Source organism: Clostridium estertheticum (assembly GCF_026650985.1).
Lineage (GTDB): Bacteria > Bacillota > Clostridia > Clostridiales > Clostridiaceae > Clostridium_AD > Clostridium_AD estertheticum_C.
The window spans coordinates 1,270,589-1,292,241 of the sequence record NZ_CP086239.1 but is presented as its reverse complement, the minus strand read 5'-3'; the positions used below and the strand labels follow the sequence as shown (position 1 = coordinate 1,292,241).

At 29.0% G+C, this 21,653-nt stretch carries 19 protein-coding genes; 14 read left to right on the top strand and 5 right to left on the bottom strand.

The features are described from left to right. Positions 1-22 precede the first annotated feature (22 nt). Positions 23-706 (bottom strand): response regulator transcription factor, encoded by a 684-nt coding sequence (locus LL038_RS06515; RefSeq protein ID WP_216126070.1) that lies wholly within the window; start codon positions 704-706, stop codon positions 23-25. 154 nt (positions 707-860) lie between these two features. Beyond that, entirely contained in the window at positions 861-1,322 is a 462-nt protein-coding gene (locus tag LL038_RS06510; RefSeq protein ID WP_216126068.1) for a DUF4342 domain-containing protein, read from the bottom strand. A 280-nt stretch (positions 1,323-1,602) separates the two neighbouring features. Here LL038_RS06510 and LL038_RS06505 point away from each other — a divergent pair, with 280 nt between their 5' ends. After that, positions 1,603-3,048 carry a DEAD/DEAH box helicase gene (locus LL038_RS06505; RefSeq protein ID WP_216126065.1) on the top strand — a complete coding sequence of 482 codons (1,446 nt, stop codon included), beginning with the start codon at positions 1,603-1,605 and terminating at the stop codon, positions 3,046-3,048. A 134-nt stretch (positions 3,049-3,182) separates the two neighbouring features. On the opposite strand, the gene LL038_RS06500 is transcribed toward LL038_RS06505, so the two are convergent. After that, positions 3,183-3,830, bottom strand: a complete 648-nt coding sequence (locus LL038_RS06500; RefSeq protein WP_216126063.1) for a DUF975 family protein — start codon at positions 3,828-3,830, stop codon at positions 3,183-3,185. 502 nt (positions 3,831-4,332) lie between these two features. On the opposite strand from LL038_RS06500, the gene LL038_RS06495 reads away from it, so the two are divergent. The 8 genes from LL038_RS06495 (at position 4,333) to LL038_RS06460 (ending at position 10,976) form a co-directional block, all read left to right on the top strand. Then, positions 4,333-4,659, top strand: coding sequence for a hypothetical protein (locus LL038_RS06495; RefSeq protein ID WP_071612797.1), 327 nt, complete (start codon positions 4,333-4,335; stop codon positions 4,657-4,659). Positions 4,660-4,905: 246 nt separating this feature from the next. After that, on the top strand, positions 4,906-6,108 hold the full coding sequence (locus tag LL038_RS06490) for a MerR family transcriptional regulator (RefSeq protein ID WP_216126060.1): 1,203 nt from the start codon (positions 4,906-4,908) through the stop codon (positions 6,106-6,108). 128 nt (positions 6,109-6,236) lie between these two features. Beyond that, positions 6,237-7,418, top strand: a complete 1,182-nt coding sequence (locus LL038_RS06485) for a DegT/DnrJ/EryC1/StrS family aminotransferase (protein ID WP_216126078.1) — start codon at positions 6,237-6,239, stop codon at positions 7,416-7,418. A gap of 22 nt (positions 7,419-7,440) precedes the next feature. Further along, on the top strand, positions 7,441-8,562 hold the full coding sequence (locus LL038_RS06480) for a DegT/DnrJ/EryC1/StrS family aminotransferase (protein WP_216126056.1): 1,122 nt from the start codon (positions 7,441-7,443) through the stop codon (positions 8,560-8,562). 93 nt (positions 8,563-8,655) lie between these two features. Next, positions 8,656-8,856 carry a hypothetical protein gene (locus tag LL038_RS06475; RefSeq protein ID WP_071612801.1) on the top strand — a complete coding sequence of 67 codons (201 nt, stop codon included), beginning with the start codon at positions 8,656-8,658 and terminating at the stop codon, positions 8,854-8,856. Positions 8,857-9,003: 147 nt separating this feature from the next. After that, a complete protein-coding gene (gene sigY, locus LL038_RS06470; RefSeq protein WP_216126054.1) occupies positions 9,004-9,534 on the top strand; it encodes an RNA polymerase sigma factor SigY in 531 nt (176 codons plus the stop codon). After that, the gene (locus LL038_RS06465; RefSeq protein ID WP_216126051.1) at positions 9,535-9,966 is read left to right on the top strand and encodes a hypothetical protein; all 432 of its coding nucleotides are present in this window, start codon (positions 9,535-9,537) and stop codon (positions 9,964-9,966) included. 260 nt (positions 9,967-10,226) lie between these two features. Further along, on the top strand, positions 10,227-10,976 hold the full coding sequence (locus LL038_RS06460) for a TraX family protein (protein ID WP_216126049.1): 750 nt from the start codon (positions 10,227-10,229) through the stop codon (positions 10,974-10,976). A gap of 126 nt (positions 10,977-11,102) precedes the next feature. On the opposite strand, the gene pdaA is transcribed toward LL038_RS06460, so the two are convergent. Beyond that, entirely contained in the window at positions 11,103-12,017 is a 915-nt protein-coding gene (pdaA, locus tag LL038_RS06455) for a delta-lactam-biosynthetic de-N-acetylase (RefSeq protein ID WP_216126047.1), read from the bottom strand. A gap of 261 nt (positions 12,018-12,278) precedes the next feature. Between pdaA and LL038_RS06450 the strand changes: the two genes are divergently transcribed. Next, on the top strand, positions 12,279-13,778 hold the full coding sequence (locus LL038_RS06450; protein ID WP_216126045.1) for a S24 family peptidase: 1,500 nt from the start codon (positions 12,279-12,281) through the stop codon (positions 13,776-13,778). Positions 13,779-13,803: 25 nt separating this feature from the next. Continuing rightward, positions 13,804-14,346, top strand: coding sequence for a phosphodiesterase (gene yfcE, locus LL038_RS06445; protein WP_216126043.1), 543 nt, complete (start codon positions 13,804-13,806; stop codon positions 14,344-14,346). Between the two features lie 57 nt (positions 14,347-14,403). On the opposite strand, the gene LL038_RS06440 is transcribed toward yfcE, so the two are convergent. Then, positions 14,404-15,219, bottom strand: coding sequence for a hypothetical protein (locus LL038_RS06440; protein WP_216126041.1), 816 nt, complete (start codon positions 15,217-15,219; stop codon positions 14,404-14,406). Between the two features lie 956 nt (positions 15,220-16,175). On the opposite strand from LL038_RS06440, the gene LL038_RS06435 reads away from it, so the two are divergent. From LL038_RS06435 to LL038_RS06425, 3 genes are all read left to right on the top strand, one after another. Beyond that, entirely contained in the window at positions 16,176-17,222 is a 1,047-nt protein-coding gene (locus LL038_RS06435) for a carbamoyl phosphate synthase small subunit (RefSeq protein ID WP_216126039.1), read from the top strand. 75 nt (positions 17,223-17,297) lie between these two features. Next, a complete protein-coding gene (gene carB, locus LL038_RS06430; RefSeq protein ID WP_216126038.1) occupies positions 17,298-20,504 on the top strand; it encodes a carbamoyl-phosphate synthase large subunit in 3,207 nt (1,068 codons plus the stop codon). Positions 20,505-20,829: 325 nt separating this feature from the next. Next, positions 20,830-21,621, top strand: coding sequence for an ABC transporter substrate-binding protein (locus tag LL038_RS06425; RefSeq protein WP_253200019.1), 792 nt, complete (start codon positions 20,830-20,832; stop codon positions 21,619-21,621). The last annotated feature ends 32 nt before the right edge of the window (positions 21,622-21,653 follow it).

Sequence of the window (21,653 nt, the reverse complement as noted above, 5' to 3'; positions counted from 1 at the left end):
AATTTTAAAGATAAATCGTAAATTATTCATCTTTTAAAAGATATCCCACCCCTCGCACTGTATAAATAAATTTCTTGCTAAATCTATCATCTATTTTACTTCTTAAATATCTTATGTATACATCTACTACATTAGTATCACCCATATACTCATATCCCCATACTATATCTATAATTTTGTTTCTTGTAAGTACAATATTTTTATTATCTACTAGTAATTTAAGTAAATCAAATTCTGTCTTAGTTAGATCTATAGAGTTGTTATTAAAACTAACCATATGTTGATCCAAGTCTATGATTAGCTCTCCAACAGATAATATATTTGAACTTTTATTTACTTGCGTGTTCTTTTTTAATGCTGTTCTTATTCTTGCAAGTAATTCTTCAATCGCAAAAGGTTTAGTCATATAATCATTTGCACCTATGTCAAGGCCAGTAACTTTGTCCATTATCTCATCTTTCGCTGTAAGCATTATGATGGGGATATCTGATACTTGCCTTAGTCTTCTTAACACTTCTAGACCATTTAAAGAAGGCAACATAATATCAAGAAGTATAAGATCAAAGACTTCATTCATAGCCTTATCTAAACCCTCACGTCCATCATGGCTTTGTGAAACTATATAACCTTCATACTTTAGCTCGAGTTCAAGAAATCGTGCTATTTTTACCTCATCTTCAATTATTAAAATTTTTTGTTCATTCATATATAACTATACCTCCAAAACATATTATATTAATTTTATGATAATAGTATTATTATATATTATTTTGAATATAATTGCAGACAATCAGACTTATGTAATAAATTTTTTTTAAAAAAAACAACCTACATTAGCAAAATGTAGGTTGTTATAAGTTTTACTCAGTTTTTAGCTCCTCGTTAATTTTTGTAGTTACCTTATTAACAACAACAGACACTTTATCAAAGATTTTGTTCACCTGGGAATCCTCATTGTTTTTCTTTACAATTCTTATTTTGTGATTAGTTATTATTGCGAGTATTAATCCTACAATTACTATGGGGGCAGCTGATATAGATATAATAAAAGCTAATGTTACGCAGATATTTAAAACCACATTATCGTTTTTTTTAATTATTAATTTTGTTTCATTGCCTTTTTTTATAAGTGATTTTATATTTTTAAAAAATGTGTTATTAGTACAAGGTTTTTCATCTGGCTTAATTTTCTTTTGTTTTTCAAGATATATTAAGGATTCAATGAGATTACCCTCATTTTGCTCTAAGGCATTTTTAGCATCCTCATAACTTACATTTGCTCTTTTTCTTAATTCATCAATTTGTTCTAAATCTATTGACATATTTATTCCTCCCTTTTTAATTTAGTAGATAACAATTTTATGTCACTGTAGCTGTTTATTTGTTTTCTATGTCTTTATTATAAGACCCCAGAATTAAAGAATTATTAGTAGAAGATTAGAATTGCATTAGAATATATCACTGTTAAATAAATAAATTTACAGTATTTTTAAAATTATAATATGAATTGTAGTCTTAATCATGGTATAATATAGACTTATGAGCTAAAAATTCATTTAAGGTATACTTAAAATTATATATGAAACAAGAGAGGAAGTTAAAATGAGTAACATGAAATTTGAGGAATTTAAAATCAGTGAGGAAATATTAAAAGCAATTAAGAATTTAGAATATAAAAAACCTTCAGATGTACAAGCAGCTGTAATACCTATAGCTCTTGAAGGCAGAGATATTATAGTAAAATCACAAACTGGTAGTGGAAAAACAGCTGCATTCGCTATACCTCTTTGCGAAAGTGCTGATGTAGGGGAAACTGAGCCACAAGCTTTAGTATTAACACCTACTAGAGAACTAGCACTTCAAGTAAGTCAAGATATAACAAATATAGGAAGATATAAAAAGATTAGAGCAATAGCTGTTTTCGGTAAGCAACCAATAGAAATGCAAAAGAAACAACTTAAGCAAAGAGTACATGTAGTAGTAGGTACACCAGGAAGAACTCTAGACCATATTGAAAGAGGTACTATTAATTTGGAAAAGATAAAATACCTAATATTAGATGAAGCAGATGAAATGCTTAGCATGGGCTTTATAGAACAAGTGGAAGAGGTTATCAAGGCTGTCCCTAAAAACAGAGTTACTATGTTATTTTCAGCAACAATACCGGAGTCTATTGAAGCAATTTGTAAGCAATATATGGTTAACCCTGTTAAAGTAGAAATAAATCCTGAAAAGTTAACAGTTGAGAAAATCGATCAAATATGTTATGAGGTAGATGAGGATAAAAAGTTCAGTTTACTAAAGAGATTGCTTTATATTGAAAATCCAGATTCCTGCATTGTATTTTGCAGAACAAAAGAAAATGTTGACGAAATTACTGTTCAAATGAAGAACCGTCATTATTCATGTATTAAGATACATGGAGGTATGATTCAAAATGATAGATTAGATGCTATGGAAAGATTTAGAAAAGGTGAATTTAGATTCTTAGTGGCTACAGATGTTGCTGCAAGGGGAATAGATGTTGAAAACATAACTCATATTATAAATTATGATTTACCACTTGAAAGAGGTAATTATGTACATAGAATAGGTAGAACTGGGCGTGCTGGAAAAAAAGGAAAGGCTATAACTTTCGTTACTCATAATGAAAATAGATTCTTGCAAGCCATAGAACAGTATATTGGTATGGATATACCAAAAGGGTCAATTCCAACAAAGGAAGATTCAGAGCCTTTTAGGATAGCATTTTATGAAAAACATGATGCTAAACCTATTATTAAAAAGACTAAATTATCAAATTTTAATAGTGATATAATGAAAATGTATATCAGCGCAGGAAAAAAGAAAAAAATAAGGACTCTGGATATTGTAGGTACTATTTGCAATATAGAAGGAGTTAGTTCTGATGACATAGGTATTATAGATATTCAAGATAGTTTTTCACATGTAGATATTATGAATGGAAAGGGTGATTTAGTGTTAAAATCCCTTAAAAATGGTACAATAAAAGGAAAAACTATTAGGGTTGAGAAAGCTAATAAATAGTATTTAACGACTACACTATATTTAAAAGAGACTTAAGTAGATTATCTAATTAAGTCTCTTTTTACTATTGCATATGAGTGTATAATTTACTAGTTCAATGGAACAAAAATTGGACTAACATGTATTTTTCCGATTTATACTGTAACAAAATATTCAGTAGGATTTTCATTTAAATTGTTAGTTTTTAAATCCTCGTAAAAGTTTGCAAAAGAAGCATACATATAAGGTGTTAACCATAAATATCCTATATACAAGGATAAAATTCCAAGTATTCCCCAACCTATGAAGCTTAATTGAAGGCAAAACAACTTCCATTTATGACCTTTCATCATTTTCTTGCTCATTTTTAAAGCATCCATAGCACTTAAGTCTGGGTTGTCGCTTAATATATAAAACACCAAAAAATAACTATAAGATGCAATTATTCCGGGTATTATAAGGAGCAAAGTCCAAAGGAAAACAAATATAGTTATTAATAATTGCGCAAGTACTGCTGAAGAAAAATTGTTAAAACCATCAAAGAGATTTTCAAACATAAAAGGTTCATTTCTAACGATTTTTAAAAAACAAGTTACAAAACCTAAAGTTATAGGACCAACTAATAATATGAGTATAATTGGACCTATGAATGGAATTAAAGCAATAATACCACATACTACTGATATCATTATACTATATAGTAAACATAATAAAACAGCGTTGCCCCACTTTCCCTTGAGTTGTTCTCTTGCGGAGCGTCTAAAATCTGAACTTGTTTTAATAGAGTGATTGTCGAATTCCATATGTTCCTCCTTAAAGTAGTGATAATTATCTTATACGTATTCTATAATAATCCCATTAAGTATATTAATGAATAATTTTCCACAAAATTATATAAGATTTTACAAAATATAATACGTTGACAAAGGTTAGTTTATCATAGTGTACTAATATATGCCAGCAGAACTATATATAATACTACATTTATGAATATTTTTTAATAATTTGTAAAGTATATATTTGATTAGAAGTATTTTACAAAGACTCATATATGAAAAGTAATATGTGTTCTTATTTTTTACATTTCAAGTGACAACATACGTTATGATTTGAAAGAATAACCATAGAGTTATAATATTATTTATAATAATAATTCAAATTTTCTTTGATATGTGTTAAAATGTTAAAGTTGTGGAAAAGATTTGTTAAAGGGTGATTTTTTTAAATAAACAACTAGGATTTATAGAATATATTAATTGTAATATAGATGATAAATAATATTACCTGTTAAAAAGGAGAGCTATAATGAAAACATTTCAAGATTTAGTAAATGAGACTTTAGATGTCCAAGATTTAGAAGAATTAGAATCGGCAGCAGATTTATTTCAGTTTGGTATTGAAAAAGGATATTATAATAAACGCCAAGCGGATCAATTTAACGTTACCTATTGGAAAATGAAAAATAAGTGCTTGGCTTATGAAGTTGCCAAAGAAATAAAAGGTAATAAATTAGATATAATTACTATGGTTACTAGTGCTCCAACAGAAATAAAAGATAACATACGAGAACTTACTAATTATGTAAATGGTCGAGTTAAAGCTTTGAAGGGCAAAATGAACGGTATTAGATAGTAGTGATATTTTATAAATAATAATGTTAAGAATAGAGGTATATATTGTTATAATTAAGTAATTATAATAGTATATACCTTTGTCTATATAATCCTAAATTTTAAAACAAGAAATTGATTTTATAATAATTCTTTAAATGTTCAAAAAAACTATTGCATATGACGTAACGTAATGTGTTAATATAATTATAGAGCCATTAATTAAATATGGTTATTGATCAAATGTCCATAATTAGGAGTGATCATATTGGAAAAGAATGAACCCGATTTTTTTACAATTGGTGTATTCGCAGAAAAAGCCGGTGTTACCTTAAGGACACTTAGGTATTACGACAAAATCGCTTTAATGAAACCAAGTTCATATAGCGAAGCGGGGCACAGATTATATAGTAATCAGGATTTTGCAAGGCTTCAGCAAATTTTGACTTTGAAGTTTATTGGATTTTCTCTAGATGATATCAAGCAAATAGCGCAAAGTGATGTGACAGACAAAAATTTTGTGAAATCTTTGGAAATACAAAAAAAGATTATGAAGCAAAGAGTTCAACATACTTTAATGGTAATTAAGGCAATCGATGAAGCAATTGAAATGGAGAATAAAACAGATGTAAGTTGGGATAAGTTTACTAACATTATAAATGTTATAAATTCGGATAAAAAATTACTTGAGCAGTATGAAAATGCCTCGAATTTAAGAGCTAGAATGAACATCCATGAGAGATTTAGTGTAAACAAATATGGATGGATGAAATGGTATTTTGAAAAACTAAATCTACCTAATAAGTCCACAATTCTTGAACTTGGATGTGGTGATGCTACTTTATGGAAAAAAAATAAAGATAACCTTCCTAAAGAACTCGATATAACATTGAGCGATTTTTCTAAAGGAATGTTAAATGATGCTAAGGTAAACTTAGGCAAAGAGTTTGAAAATTTCAAGTTTCAAATTATAGATGCAGAGGATATACCCTGTGGTGATTGTAGTTTTGACATTGTAATTGCAAACCATATGCTTTATCATGTGGAGAATATAGGTAAAGCATTGTCTGAAATATACAGAGTATTAAAACCTGGAGGATGTTTTTATTTTTCAACAGTTGGAGAAAATCATATGATTGAAATTAGAGATATAATGATTAAATTTAAATCAGAAACAATGGATATTAGAAGTTCTGATATTACTTCAAGGTTTAAACTCGAAAATGGCGTTGAAAAGCTAGAAAAATTGTTTGATAATATAGAAATGAAAAGATATAAGGATAACTTAATTGTAACAGAAGCTACACCTATTATTGATTATATTTTTTCAATGCCTGGTAATGTAAAGCAAAGTTTTAACAAGGAAAGACTTTATGAACTTACCAAATATTTAGAAGAGAGAATTGCTACAGAAGGTGGAATTTATATAACTAAGGATACTGGCTTTTTTAAGGGTCAGAGAGGTTTGTAATTTTAGAATTCATGAAAACTACGCTTTTTTCTTTTGCTTCTTAATTGTAAGATTAAAGCTAGAAATAAATAAGATAATTATTATGGTTTACAATAAAATTAAATATGAAAGGTCGGATATATATGAAAATAAAGAATATTCCTTTCTCACCACCAGACATAACAGATGTAGAGAAAAAACTTGTAATGGAGGTTTTAGATTCAGGTTGGATTACAACTGGACCTAAGACTAAAGAGTTTGAAGATAAGATTGCTAACTATTGTGATGCAAATAATACTGTAGCACTTGCAAGTGCAAGTGCATGTTTAGAACTTATATTAAAGGTTTATAACATTTGTGAGGGTGATGAGGTTATTACAACACCTTACACATATACAGCGACATCAAATGTAATACTTCATAGAGGCGTTAAACCAACATTTGTAGATGTTAAAAAAGATAGTTTTCTAATAGATGAGCAAAAATTAGCTATGGCAATTACACCAAAAACAAAAGCAATAATAACTGTAGATATAGCAGGAGTTCCTGTTGATTATGATGCTATAAGGGCAATTCTTAAAGCTAAAAATAGAGAAGATATTATATTTATATCAGATTCAGCTCACTCTTTCGGTGGAATATATAAGGGTAAAAAAGTTGGATCACAAGCTGATTTTAATGTCTTTTCATTCCATGCAGTAAAAAATTTAATAACTGCAGAAGGTGGGGCAATTACTTTTAATGATAATAAATTCAAAGGTAAGGAAGATTTAGTAAAAGAATTTAAAATAACTTCACTTCAAGGTCAGTCAAAAGATGCTTTGGCTAAGATGAAGGCAGGAGCTTGGAAATATGATATCATCACAGATGGTATGAAATGCAATATGACAGATATAAATGCAGCTATAGGTCTTGGACAACTTGGAAGATATGAAGCAATGATTACAAGGCGTAAAGAAATCTTTGCGATATATACTAAAGCTCTTAGCACTAAAGATTGGGCAATTATTCCTTTTACAAAGGATGAAATTAGAGAGACTTCATATCATTTATATACATTAAGGTTAAAAGGGTTTAAAGAAGCACAAAGAGATGAATTAATACAAAAGCTTGCAGATATGGGTATAGCTACTAATGTTCATTTTACGCCTTTACCAATGTTTACACTTTATAAAAATCTTGGTTATTCTATAAAGGATTATCCAAATGCATATAACCAGTATGCCAATGAAATAACACTTCCAGTATACTCAACACTTAAATTAGAGGATGCAGAGTACGTTGTAAACAATGTAATAAAATGCGCAGAAGCAATAATAGCTAAACAATAAAGATTAAAATGGAGGCCATATTATGAAAGTTAAATTTTTTACACCAACAAGAGAATATCAAGAGAAAAAATCAGAATTCGACAATGCTGTTCTAGGATTTATGGAAAGAGGAGTATCGATGCTTGGTAAAGAAGTAACTGACTTTGAAGAATCAGTTAAAGAATTTACTGGAGCTAAATATGCAATTGGTGTTGCATCAGGTACAGATGCCTTGGTAATGGCATCTGACATACTTGGTTTTAAAGAGGGAAAGGAAGTAATAACTTCACCATTTACTTTCTTGGCTTCAGCATCTTGCATAGCAAAAAATGGTGCTAAACCTGTATTTGTTGATATTGATGAAGAAACTTTTGGTATAGATGCCAGCAAAATCGAAGAAAAAATAACAAAGGATACTGTAGGAATTCTTCCAATCCATTTATTTTCACAAATGAGTGATATGGATAAAATTATGGATATAGCGAGTAGACACGATTTAAGAGTTCTTGAAGACTCAGCGGAATCTTTTGGTATGAGATGGAAAGGTAACGGAGCTGACTATAAACATGCAGGTACTATAGGAGATTTTGGTGTATTCTCATTTTTCCCAACAAAGACTTTAGGAGCATATGGCGATGCAGGGATGATAGTAACCAATGACGAAAACTTAGCAAACCTTGCTAAGATGTATAGAGTTCATGGAGCGTCTAGAAAATATCATTATGATTTTATTGGATATAATTCAAGACTTGATGCAATTCAAGCATCTATATTACAAGTTAAAATTAAATATATAAATGATGCAATTAAAAAAAGAGATCATATTGCAAAATTATATATGAAAAGATTACAAGAATGTGAGTTTATTAAAATACCTAAAATAATAGGTAATCAGAAATCAGTTTATTATGCATTTAATATATTAGCCGACAAGCGAGATGAGCTTTCAGAATATTTAAAAGTAAATGAAATAGGAACTAGTATTTATTATCCAATCCCACTTCATCTTCAAAAATGTTTTGCGTACCTCGGATACAAAAAAGGAGATTTCCCAATAGCTGAAAAAACATGTGAGAGCATCATTGCACTTCCTATATATCCAGAAATAACTGAGGAAGAAGTAGAATTTGTTTGTCAAACTATTAAGGAATTCTACAAGAAATAAATTATAGTGATGTTAAGGTTATGCATGCAAAATGTTATGATAGTAGAACATTTGTTAACAGAATCTAAGATGGATAGTCATAAGGAGAACATTATGGATAACGAAATAAAAGAAATGCTAATAGAAATGCAAAAGGATATTAAAGATATTAGCTTAAGGCTAAAAAATGTTGAAAATAATCAAGCGAATGTGGCAAATGCCGAACATAAAAATTGGCATATGTTAGCCGATAAATTAGGACAATATGATTTAATATTACATAAAATTTATGGGAAAAAGGCTTCTGATAAATAGAAATAGTAAATCATAAAACAATAAATAAAATAGTAGGGAGGACACTAAGAGGTGACCTCCCTACTATTTTCATTAACAAATAATTATAAATATAATGAACTTTTTAGCACATTTCTTCGTTAAAGGATTGTTAGGGGTGATTATTATTTGGATGAGGTAGAACTTATTAATAAAGCTAAGAGTGGAAATAAGAGCGCATTAAATACCCTTTTAAAAAATAATCTTAATATTTTAAAAGGATATGTTATTAAAATGGCAGGAGACCCCTATTTAGCACAAGATATTATTCAGGATGCATTGCTCAAAGCTGTACTTAATATAAACAAGTTTGAGCCTAAGGCTAAATTTTCTACCTGGTTAATAAAAATAGCTACTAATGTTTACAGAGATTATTTAAGAAAAAACAAAGGGTTTAAGTTATCAGATGAGATTTTAGTTGATAATGGTATGCAATTGGAGGACATTGTAATACAAAATTATGAGTATAAAGAGATAATGAAAATAATTTTAACGTTACCCTATGAGAAAAGAGTCGTATTTGTTTTAAAACACTATTATGGTTATAAATATGTGGAAATATCAGAAATTATAAATTGTCCCATTGGGACAGTTCGGTCAAGGCTTCATAATGCTGTCAAATATATAATAAAAGAAATTGAGAGAAAGGAGATAATATAAATGAAGGATTCGGATAGTAATGAAAATTCTTTATCTGATAAGGTTAAAAACGCTTTAATTAATGAATTGTACAATGAAGACCAGAATGATGTAGATAAAGATATAAAGTATAGTGATGAAGCTTTAAAGTTTAAAAACAAACTAAATTCTGCAGCTATAAAAATGAATGTTCTAAATGAAGATATATTTGATTTTAATATAGATACCTTAGGAATAATAGAGAAAGGAGAATCTATAAAAGAAAGCAGGAAGGCTAGTAAAGAATTTGTTTTGTTTATATTATCATCTTTTATAGTTGTTTGTTTATATGCAATAGCAATAATTAAAATCGATTACATGATATTAATTATATCTCAAGTTTTTATAACAATCATTGCTCCTTGTATAATAATACCTATTTCAGTTGCCAGAAGAAAAGAGAGTGAATTTTAGTGGGTATTTCAAGAATGAAATTAATTTTAGTACTAACGATAGCTATCCCTATTGTATTAATGGAAGGGGCTTGGGTATTTCGTGATGCAAGAAAACGTGGAGAGAAATACTATTGGTTTTGGGGAATTTTTGCATCTTTAAATACAAGTAATCTTTTTATTTATTTATTAATAACACGGGTAATATTGAAACATAATAAGACAAATAAATGAAATAAATGCTATAATTAAATGAATATATATTTATTGGGGGCGGTATTTATGACAACTAGCATGTTAAAATTTATTGCATGTATATTAATGCTAATTGATCATATAGGGGCAGTGCTTCTCCCAAGGGTTATAATCCTTAGAATGATAGGAAGATTATCATTTCCTATATTTGCTTATTTGATTGCTGTAGGGTATTCTAAAACAAACTCCTTTTATAGGTATTTATATAGGCTTTTGATATTTGCAGCAGCATCTCAATTGCCATTTTCATTAGCTTTTAGTGAACAAATTAAAATCCATAGTTTCTTTGACTTTTTAAGCTTCCTTATGGGTAGTCCAAATCTACATTTAAATATTTTCTTTACTTTATCGATTGGGCTAATTGCAATCCGTATATGGGACAAAGGGGAGTCAAAGTTTTTTAAAATAATTAGTATTTTAGCATTAGGCATAATAGCTGAAAGTTTTAATACAGATTATGGACTTTATGGAGTTGCTATTATATTATCCTTTTATATTTTTAGAGAGAGCAAATTTAAAATACTTATATCACAAATTATTGTATACTTAGTATTTAACGCATCAGGAATTTTGTTATATGTGTTTGAAATTCAAGGTAAATCAATAAATCCTAGTTGGTTTATTCAAATATTATCAATTCTATCATTGATTTTTATATTTAAATATAATGGTAAGAAGGGTAAAAATTTAAGATATGCTTTTTATGTATTTTATCCAATGCATTTATTAATATTAGGTATCATAAAAATAATGCTTGATATTAATAAAATTCTATAATACTGATGAATTGTTTAAATATAAATACTACAATTTATTAAAATTAATATAAATTGTAGTATTTATAATCAATTAAAAAATACAGTATATTACTAAAAAAATTAATTATATCACTATATGTGATAATTAATTTTTAATAGGCAATTCATCTAAGCTTTTTAATACGTAACCTTGCTTCTCCCACTGCGTTATAACATCATCTAATATTTCAGCATTGGTTTTTGATACTGCATGTAGTAACATAATTCCGCCATTGTGGGTTCTTTGCATTATACGTTTTTTTGCATCTTCATGTGATGGTTGTTTGCCTGCAAGCCAATCCATATAAGCAAAGCTCCAAAATATAGTTTTATATCCATAGTTTTTAGTATATAGGAGGGATAATTCACTATATTTACCCATAGGAGGCCTAAAATACTTGGACATTTTTTTGTGGGTAATACTTTCAAAAGCGTCTTCTACATCGGATAATTCTTTATCAAATTTTTCTTCATCTTTTATAGAGGCCATTGAGAGATGATGATTACTATGATTACATACTAAGTGCCCTTCGGTTACCATTCGTTTGATTAGATCTGGACTTGAAGTAATATATGGCTTTACTACAAAAAATGCTGCTTTTACATTATGTTTTTTAAGTATATCTAGTATTGGAGCAGTATATCCAGCTTCATAACCTTCATCAAATGTTAGATATAATACTTTTTTTGATGTATCGCCTAAATGAAAACAATCATATTTAGATATAAGTTGACTAGTTTCTTTAGGACCATCGGGTGGAGTATTATCGTTTTTAGGCTGAAAATACCAGCTATATTCTTTAGTACTTACTTCATTATGGTTTTCGGTATTATTAAAGACATTTTTAAATAAATTTACTATATCATGTGTTTTTGTATCAACAAATTTATTATATCCAATAAATTCGGTTTTTGCATGTTCACTTGAAATTTTTTTAAAACCTTTATTATAACAAACGCCTGTAAAACTATTAGCTACAATAGTTGAAGAAATAATAAGACTCATCATTTTTCCATTCATATAAATCACCTCTAATTTATTATATTTAGATAAGTTAATTATTTAATATATTACTTATTATGCTCAGTAAATGCGTAAAGATATTCATAAATCCAATGTTGTTATATTGGTAATTTTTCATTTTTTGATTAGTTTATTTAAATTTATTTTTTATATATAAAGAAGTGAAATTGCAAAATTTTATAAATGAATCAATAAAAGTTTTACTTTAAGGGAGATATTATTGTATAATATTATTATAACGACAGTGGAGGTGATTAAATGGAACTAGGTTTAAAACAACATAGAATGATTCATAGCAAACCCTCAAGATATAGTTTAATCAGAGGTGCTAAAGGAACAGGCAAAACGACTGCAGCCATTTATAGAAGCCTCTATTTAAAAAATAACTATTGTTTATACGATGATGATAAAGTGTTAATTCTTACATCTAATGAAGAGGATATAAATTCTCTTAGAAATAAATACATAGCAGCACAAGAAGAAACTAAGTTCGAGTATTTAAGTATCTTTTCTAATGAAAAAATAAAACCCCAAGTGCTTACATTAGAAAGTATTATATATAAATATTTTTTAAAATATGAAGATAGATATAAATTAAAAAAAGAAATAATTATAGAGAATGATAAGAAAAATATTATAAAAGATTGTATATTGAAAGTTAAAGATAATTATCCAAAATTAAGAATACTAAAGATCGATTATACTCAGTTTTTTATAGATGAGATAAAGTGGATTAAAAGTTGTAATTACTTGAAAGCCGATTTGTATCTACAAGTGAATAGAACAGGAAGAAAATGTGAAAAAGGTCAAGGTCCACAACGAATTAATAAAAATTCCACTGCTAGAAAAGCGATATATGAACTTATGATTATGTATAATGAAAAGCTTAATTTGAAAAACTTTGTTGATGACGAAGATGTTAATATATATGCACTGAAAATGTTACAGTCTGTTTCAATGGGCAAGTATACTCATATTATAATTGACAAAAGTGATAATTTAACTAAGGTGCAATTGGAATTTATTAATGCTCTTTATAAACAGAAATCTTATTCTACTATGACATTTCTTATTGATATAGATGGGGAATATAATGCTAATTCATGGATGGTAAAAGGCAAAAGGGTTAATATTAGGCCTCTAGGAGAAAAAGTAAAATCATATATATTTAAAAATAATTATGAATATCAAGAAAAAACCACGGAAACCCATGAGGATATAATAGTTAACAATTTGAATGTTGATGATCTAGAAAATTTTCAATATTGTGATATAAGACATGGCAGAGCATATGACTTTATGAGGGATTACAGTAGAATATCTGATATTATAGTAAATGATGAAAAAGGTGACTATGAGTACATAAATGAGGAATTAGTGGAACTTCCTGTATACAGTGATATAGCAGCAGGGGAACCTATACAGATTAATTCCGAAATAGAAGGTAACTTCTATATTCCTAAATATTGGTTAAAAGGAGTTAAGAATCCTTTTATTTTAAAAGTTAAAGGTGATAGTATGATTGGAGCTAACATAGATGATGGGGATTATGTGGTTATGCGGCAGGAACAAGCAGCAAACAATAAGGATATTGTGGCAGTAGATATAGGAGGAAATGCTACTCTAAAGAGACTTTCCATAGGTCGTGATAAAATATTACTAATGCCTGAAAATGAAAAATATAAACCTATTGTTATTGATAGTGAAGATACATATATTATAGGTACAGCTATAGGAATTATAAAACATAAGAATTAATTTCTTTAAAAGGGAGTTTTTATAAGTGAAGATATTTTTTGTTTCAGATATACACGGCTCTTCATTTTATTTTAAAAAAGCAATGAAACTCTATGAAGAGGAAAACGCTAATTATATAGTGATTTTAGGAGATGTTATGTACCATGGTCCAAGAAATCCATTACCCAAAGAGTACAATCCAGAAGCAGTAGCTACTCTATTAAATGAGTATAAAGATAAAATAATAGCTGTTAGAGGAAATTGTGATAGTGAAATAGATCAAATTTTAATTAAGTATCCTATGATGTCAGATTATTCTATGATTTTGTACAATAACAGAAGGATATTTTTAACGCATGGACATATATATAATGAAAATAATTTACCTAATTTAAGTAAAAATGATGTTTTGGTTCAAGGTCATACTCATATCCCCGTAGCAAAAAAACAAAATGATATACATATATTAAATCCAGGTTCTATATCGTTACCCAGAAATAACTTTCCTAACTCATATGCAATACTCCAAGATGATTTATTTCAGATAAAAGATTTAGAAGGAAATATTATAAAAGAAATAAATCTATAAAAATAATACCCTAGGATATCCTAGGGTATTATTTTTATTAGGTTTGTTAAAAACATTTTATTTTCTAAGAAAAAAGCTAAATTTATCTTTATCTGTAGTATCAATAGATAAATTCCTTTTATGAAGTATATTACCAAATTCTTCGACTTGTCCATCACATATGTTAGCATAATCAGTCTTGCCTTCTTTTACCCAACCCATAAATATGTATGCATGAGAAGGTGTACCGACTTTGTCTGGCATATCTGTAGTGAAACATATATCACCCTTTTTCAACTGCGAGACGTCGCGATTCTTTTTCCAATCCATAGATATTAAGGATGCCATCAATTGCTTAACAGTTGTTGTTTCTGCGGGAATAGCGTAGGTATTAGATCTTAAAATTTCAGATAAGAGGTATACGTTAATTCCCTTTTTGCTTCCGTGATTTAAAGTAATTGCTTTTTTTAAAAGTGAGGTTCTGTTAGCTTCGACATTTAAATATTCATAAACATTAGTAGGAGCAATAATAGGTTTAGGTTTAGTGGCGTCAACATTAGTAGTATCCGAACTTTTTGTAACTGGTTTATTTACTACTACATCTGTTTTTGGTTTCATGAATGAAGTGTTCATTAAAATAGAAAATATAATTATAGTCACCATAACTACTCCTAGCCCTATAACTACTACGTTATTTTTAAACTCATTTTTGTCTGCAATATCCTGCATTTCTTTTATGTATTTTTTATTTTCCGGATCATCTTTCAACTTGTTTGATGCACCATACCCAGTTTTGGAGTTATAATTTTCCGATTTGTTGTCATTCGAATACAATTTATTTATACTTTCACTATTATCCTTATTTTCTTCATTTTTTACGTCATCTTTATTCATATTTTTCTGCTCAGAAATATAGGTAGAAATCTTAGTGTTAACCTATATTTTTGCAGCACCTCCCTTTGTATTATATTAATTATATTAATTATATTAAAGCCTTAACTATAAATATTATTCATTTTAATTGATCTAATATATCATATTATTTATACCACCCACTTTTAACACTATAAGTATAACATATGACGAGGTATTTGGGTGGTATTTGTAAAAGTTCAAAATAATTTAATAATTTATGTAATATATTACATTTTATTATCTATTTATGAAATATAAGCGTAGTTTAATTTTTTTATATACATTTTGAAACATATATTTGTAGTATAATATACTTAATATTTAATAAGCGAGGGATTGATTATGCCTATAAAAATAATAGCAGATGGCACTTCATATATAAATGCTGAAAAATGGAGAAGCGTTATGGAAAAGTCTTAGTATAATTATACATAAAAAAACCTAAATCACGGTTTTTTTATTTCTCATTCCTATTTTTAAAAAGACGTGTTAAATCCTTATTTATTCTATGGTTAAGGCACATTGAAGTGATCTGTAAACAATAATAAATATAGCTATGTATTATCAATATTGAATAAACTTGCAATTAAATTTTATAATTATACATTGACAAATCGCAAAATTTGCATTAAAATAAGAAGAAATTACAAATTAAACAAAGGTACACTTTTAAGTTAGCCCTGTGAGGCTAGGAAGGAGTATAGATAATTATGGCATGTGTTATTTATTCTGTCAATTTTAAATTTAATATTATTAAATATAATGCAGCTGCTGCTTTGCGCAATAAAACTGTAAGTATATTTTTTATTTCATTAATAAATGCGGTTACCATATTAAGAAAGATAACAGAGTGATTATTTTAATAGTTGCTTTGTTATCTTTATTAATATACTTGGAAGAATATGTACTTTTATGCAATTTAAGGAGGATTTAATATGAAAGGTAAGTTGATTTTAGAAAACGGAATAATCTTTGAAGGTAATTTATTTGGATATTTAGAGGAAAGTGTTGGAGAAGTGGTTTTTAATACAGGTATGACTGGATATGAAGAAATTTTAACGGATCCATCTTATTATGGCCAAATAGTAACTATGACTTATCCACTTATCGGGAATTACGGAATTAATTTAGAAGATGTAGAGTCAAAATCTCCTAAGGTGAAAGGGTTCATTGTCAGAGAAAAATGTGATTATCCTAGTAATTGGAGATGCGAAATGGATCTTGAAGGATATTTTAAACAAAATAAAATAATAGGACTTGAAGGTATTGATACAAGAGCATTAACAAAAATACTTAGGGAAAATGGAACTATGAAAGGAATCATAGCAACTGCAGAACTTACAAAAGATGAAATAGATCAAAAACTTATGAATTTTAGTAATAGTAATGCAGTAATGAAGGTTACAACAAACAATTGTTATACAATTGAGGGCAGTGGACAACATATAGCTATTGTAGATTTTGGAATAAAAGAGAACATACTCAGGTCGTTTAAAAAAAGAAATTGTAAATTAACAATTTTTCCAGCAGATACTACGGCGGAGCAAATATTAAATGCTAACCCAGATTTGGTGTTTTTATCAAATGGACCTGGTGACCCAAAAGATTTACAAGATGTTATTAAAATGATAAAAGAAATTATAGGTAAAAAGCCCATAGTAGGAATATGTCTAGGACATCAACTCCTAGCATTAGCCCTTGATGGGGAAACGGGAAAACTTAAATTTGGTCATAGAGGATGCAATCATCCAGTTAAAGATATAGAAGAGAATAAGGTTTATATTACATCACAGAACCATGGTTATTACGTAAGCAAACTTCCTGAAAATATGAAAGTTACACATGTTAGTGTAAATGATGGAACCATAGAGGGAATGAGACATAAAAGTCTTCCAATATTTAGCGTTCAGTTTCATCCAGAAGCCTGCCCTGGACCAAGGGATATAGATGTGATTTTCGATAAATTTCTTTCATTTATATAAAATAGTTTAAATAATCATTTTTATAAGATAGGATACATAAAAAAGATAATAACAGATTATACGGGAGGAATTCATATGCCATTAGATAAGAATATTAAAAAAGTATTAGTAGTTGGATCAGGTCCAATAATAATAGGTCAAGCTGCGGAGTTCGATTACTCTGGAACACAGGCTTGTCAAGCATTAGAAGAAGAAGGCGTAGAAGTTGTACTTGTAAACAGTAATCCAGCAACAATAATGACAGATAAAGAAATTGCGGGCATTGTTTATATAGAGCCTTTAACTATAGAGTTTTTAGAAAAGGTTATTGCAAAGGAAAGACCAGATAGTTTACTTGCTGGTATGGGAGGTCAAACAGGGTTAAATTTAGCTGTAGAATTAGCAGATAAAGGAATTTTGAAAAAATATAATGTAAAAGTAATTGGAACCTCTATAGAAGCAATAAAAAAAGGTGAAGATAGAGAACTTTTCAGAGATTTGATGCAAGAAATTAATCAGCCGGTTGTAGAAAGTGCAATCGCTACAGATGTAGCCTCTGGAGTAACGTTTGCAAGTGAAATAGGTTATCCTGTAATTGTAAGACCTGCCTATACTATGGGCGGTAGTGGAGGCGGAATTGCTGAAACTGAGGAGGAACTAATTGAAATTCTAGAGTTAGGATTGCAATTAAGTTCTATAGGGCAAGTCCTTTTAGAAAAGAGCATTAAAGGCTGGAAAGAAATAGAGTATGAAGTTATGAGGGATAGCTTAGGTAATTGCATTACCATATGTAATATGGAAAATATAGATCCAGTTGGGATACATACTGGAGATAGTATTGTTGTAGCACCAAGTCAAACACTTTCTGATAAAGAATACCAAATGCTTAGAAGTGCATCTATAGATATTATAAACAGTGTAGGTATTGAAGGCGGTTGTAATGTTCAACTTGCACTTGATCCAAAAAGCTTCGAGTATGCTGTTATAGAAATTAATCCAAGGGTAAGTAGATCTTCAGCACTAGCTTCAAAGGCTACGGGATATCCTATTGCAAAAGTAGCAACCAAAATAGCATTAGGATATGCGCTAGATGAAATTAAAAATGCGGTAACACAAAAAACTTACGCATGTTTTGAGCCTTCACTAGATTATGTAGTTGTTAAAATTCCTAGGTGGCCTTTTGATAAATTTGATGAGGCGAATAGGGTGCTTGGTACAAAAATGATGGCAACTGGCGAAATAATGGCAATCGGAAGTAATTTTGAAGCGGCATTACTTAAGGGAATTAGATCTCTAGAAATAGGACAATATTCACTGCAATATGCTTCATTAGAAGAGAAAAGTTTAAACGAATTAAAGAAAAGAGTAATGGCTGCTGATGATGAACGAATATTCTATTTAGCTGAGATGTTACGTCGTGATTATAGGGCCCAAAAAATTTCGGAAATTACAGGAATAGATAATTTCTTTGTAAATAAAATCAAATGGATAGTAGATGAAGAAGAAAAGATAAAAAAATCTACACTAAAGGATATGAATAAAGAATGGTTATACCTACTGAAGAAAAAAGGATTTTCTGATAAAGGAATAGCAGATTTATTAGATGTAAGCCCAAATGAAATTTATGAACTTAGAAACACATTGGATATTAAACCTGTCTATAAGATGGTAGATACATGTGGTGGAGAATTTGAAGCATTATCACCATATTATTTTTCAACTTATGATGAATATGATGAGGTTAAAGTAAGCAATAGGAAAAAGGTTATGGTAATAGGATCAGGGCCTATAAGGATAGGTCAGGGCATCGAGTTCGATTATGCATCTGTTCATAGTGTAATTGCCCTTAAAAAACTAGGGATTGAAACTATTATAGTAAATAATAACCCAGAAACTGTAAGTACAGATTTTAATATTTCAGATAAATTATATTTTGAACCACTAACAGAGGAAGAAGTATTTAATATTGTTGAAAAAGAAAAACCAGATGGAGTTATACTTCAATTTGGAGGTCAAACAGCTATTAAACTTGCTCAGTTCTTAAGTGAAAAAAAGATACCTATATATGGAACTAAACCTGATCAAATAGATGCAGCAGAGGACAGAGAGAAATTTGATGCATTACTAGAAAAATTAAATATAAACAGACCCAAAGGAAAGGCAGTTTGGAATATAAAAGATGGATTATGCGAGGCTGAAAATATAGGATATCCGGTTTTAGTTAGGCCGTCTTATGTATTAGGTGGACAGGGAATGGAAATAACTTATGAAGAAAAGGAACTAAGACATTATTTAAAGAATGCATTTGAAAAGGATAAGAAAAATCCTGTCCTTATTGATAGGTATTTGTTAGGTAGAGAAATAGAAGTTGATGCTATCTGTGATGGTGAAGAAATATTAATTCCAGGAATTATGGAACATCTAGAGAGAGCGGGGGTTCATTCTGGAGATAGTATTACAATATATCCAAGCCAAAATATATCGGATGATATAAAAGATAAAATATTAGAATATACAAAAAAAATAGCAATAGGCCTTGAAGTTATAGGTATGGTTAATATTCAATTTATAGAATTCAAAGATGAACTTTATATAATAGAGGTTAATCCAAGGGCTAGCCGTACAGTTCCATACATAAGTAAGGTTAGTAAGGTTCCAATAGTAGATCTTGCTACAAGAGTAATGCTTGGAGAAAAATTAAAGGATTTTGGGTATGGATTTGGAATTTACAAGGAGCCTAAATTAGTGTCGGTTAAGGTACCAGTATTTTCGACTCAAAAACTTCCAGAGGTTGAGGTATGTCTTGGACCGGAAATGAGATCAACTGGAGAGGTTTTAGGAATAGGAAGAACTTTTGATGAGGCTTTATATAAAGGATTTATTGCATCAGGGATGAAGGTTAAAAAAGAAAAAGGTGTTATACTTGCAACAATAAACCCTCAAGATTATGATGAATTCTTATATATAGCTAAAGGATTTAGTGAACTTAATTATAAATTTATAGCGACGAAGGGTACAGCTAAGCTATTAAAAGATAATGGAATTGATACAATAGAGGTTAAAAAGATTTCAGATGGAACGCCTAATATAATTGATGTAATTAAAGGTAGGCAGGTTGATTTAGTTATAAATACCCCTACGAAAGGAAATGATTCAAAAACAGATGGGTTTAGAATTAGAAGGACAGCAATTGAAAGTTCACTCGGTGTATTAACATCACTTGACACTGCAAAAGCATTAGTAGAGATTATGAAGAAAAATATTATAAGTGAAGATTTAGAAGTATTCAATATGGCTGATTAACTGTTTTATAAAAAAATAAAAATGCCATTGGCTTATTATAAGGCTAATGGCATTTTTATTTTTTTTGTGAAAATCATTAAATGGGCTAGTTTGAAAAAGTTTTCATGATATATCATGCATAATTATCACATATAATGAATAAATATTAGTAAAATGCATTGCATTATTATTAAAAGTAATATATAATAAATAAAAGAAAGCCAGTTAAACCAATAACATAAGTCGGCTGTCAGTAAATAAAGAAAATATAAATAGAATATTCAATATACAATTAAATGTATAAATATTCATAACGTTATTATATTATAAATGGGGGAATGCTAAATTGAAAAAATTCATGTCGATAATATTAATAGTTACTATGGCGAGTGTATTACTTGTCGGTTGTGGTCAGAAACAAGCAAAGGTTAATTCGTTAGAAGCAGTTAAGGCATCAGGTAAACTTACAGTAGGACTAGATGATTCTTATCCTCCAATGGAATTTAGAGATTCTAAAAATAAGTTAGTTGGTTTTGATGTGGATTTAGGAGATGCAGTAGGAAAGAAGTTAGGAGTAAAGACAGAATATATTACTAATGATTTTAATGGAATGGTTTTAGCTCTTGGGTCATCAAAATTTAATGTTATAATTTCAGCTATGAGTATTACAGATGCTAGAAAAAAGAGTATAAATTTCTCAGACTCTTATGTTATGGGTGGTCAAGTTGCTATTGTAAAACAAGGAAATACGAAAATAACAAAAATAGATGATTTAAAAGGTAAAATAGTATCTTGTCAGTTAGGTTCTACAGGCGATACTGCAGCAACAGCGATGAAGGGACTTAAGGAAGTCAAAAGGTATGACAAAATTACGGATGCATACCAGGACTTATCAATTGGAAGAGTAGATGCAGTAGTTATGGATGCTCAAGTTGGCCAATATTATGTAGCCAAGAAGCCAGGCCAATTTAAAGTTCTAACTGAACAAATTAGTAAAGAACCTATTGGAATTGGATTTAAAAAACAAGATAAGGAATTACAAGTAGCAATACAAAAGGCACTTAATGAATTAAAAGCCGATGGAACCCTTTCTAAGATTTCTCAAAAATGGTTCGGATTTGACGCATATAAGAAATAGCTATTAATAATTATTGTTTGCTTTAGGGAAAT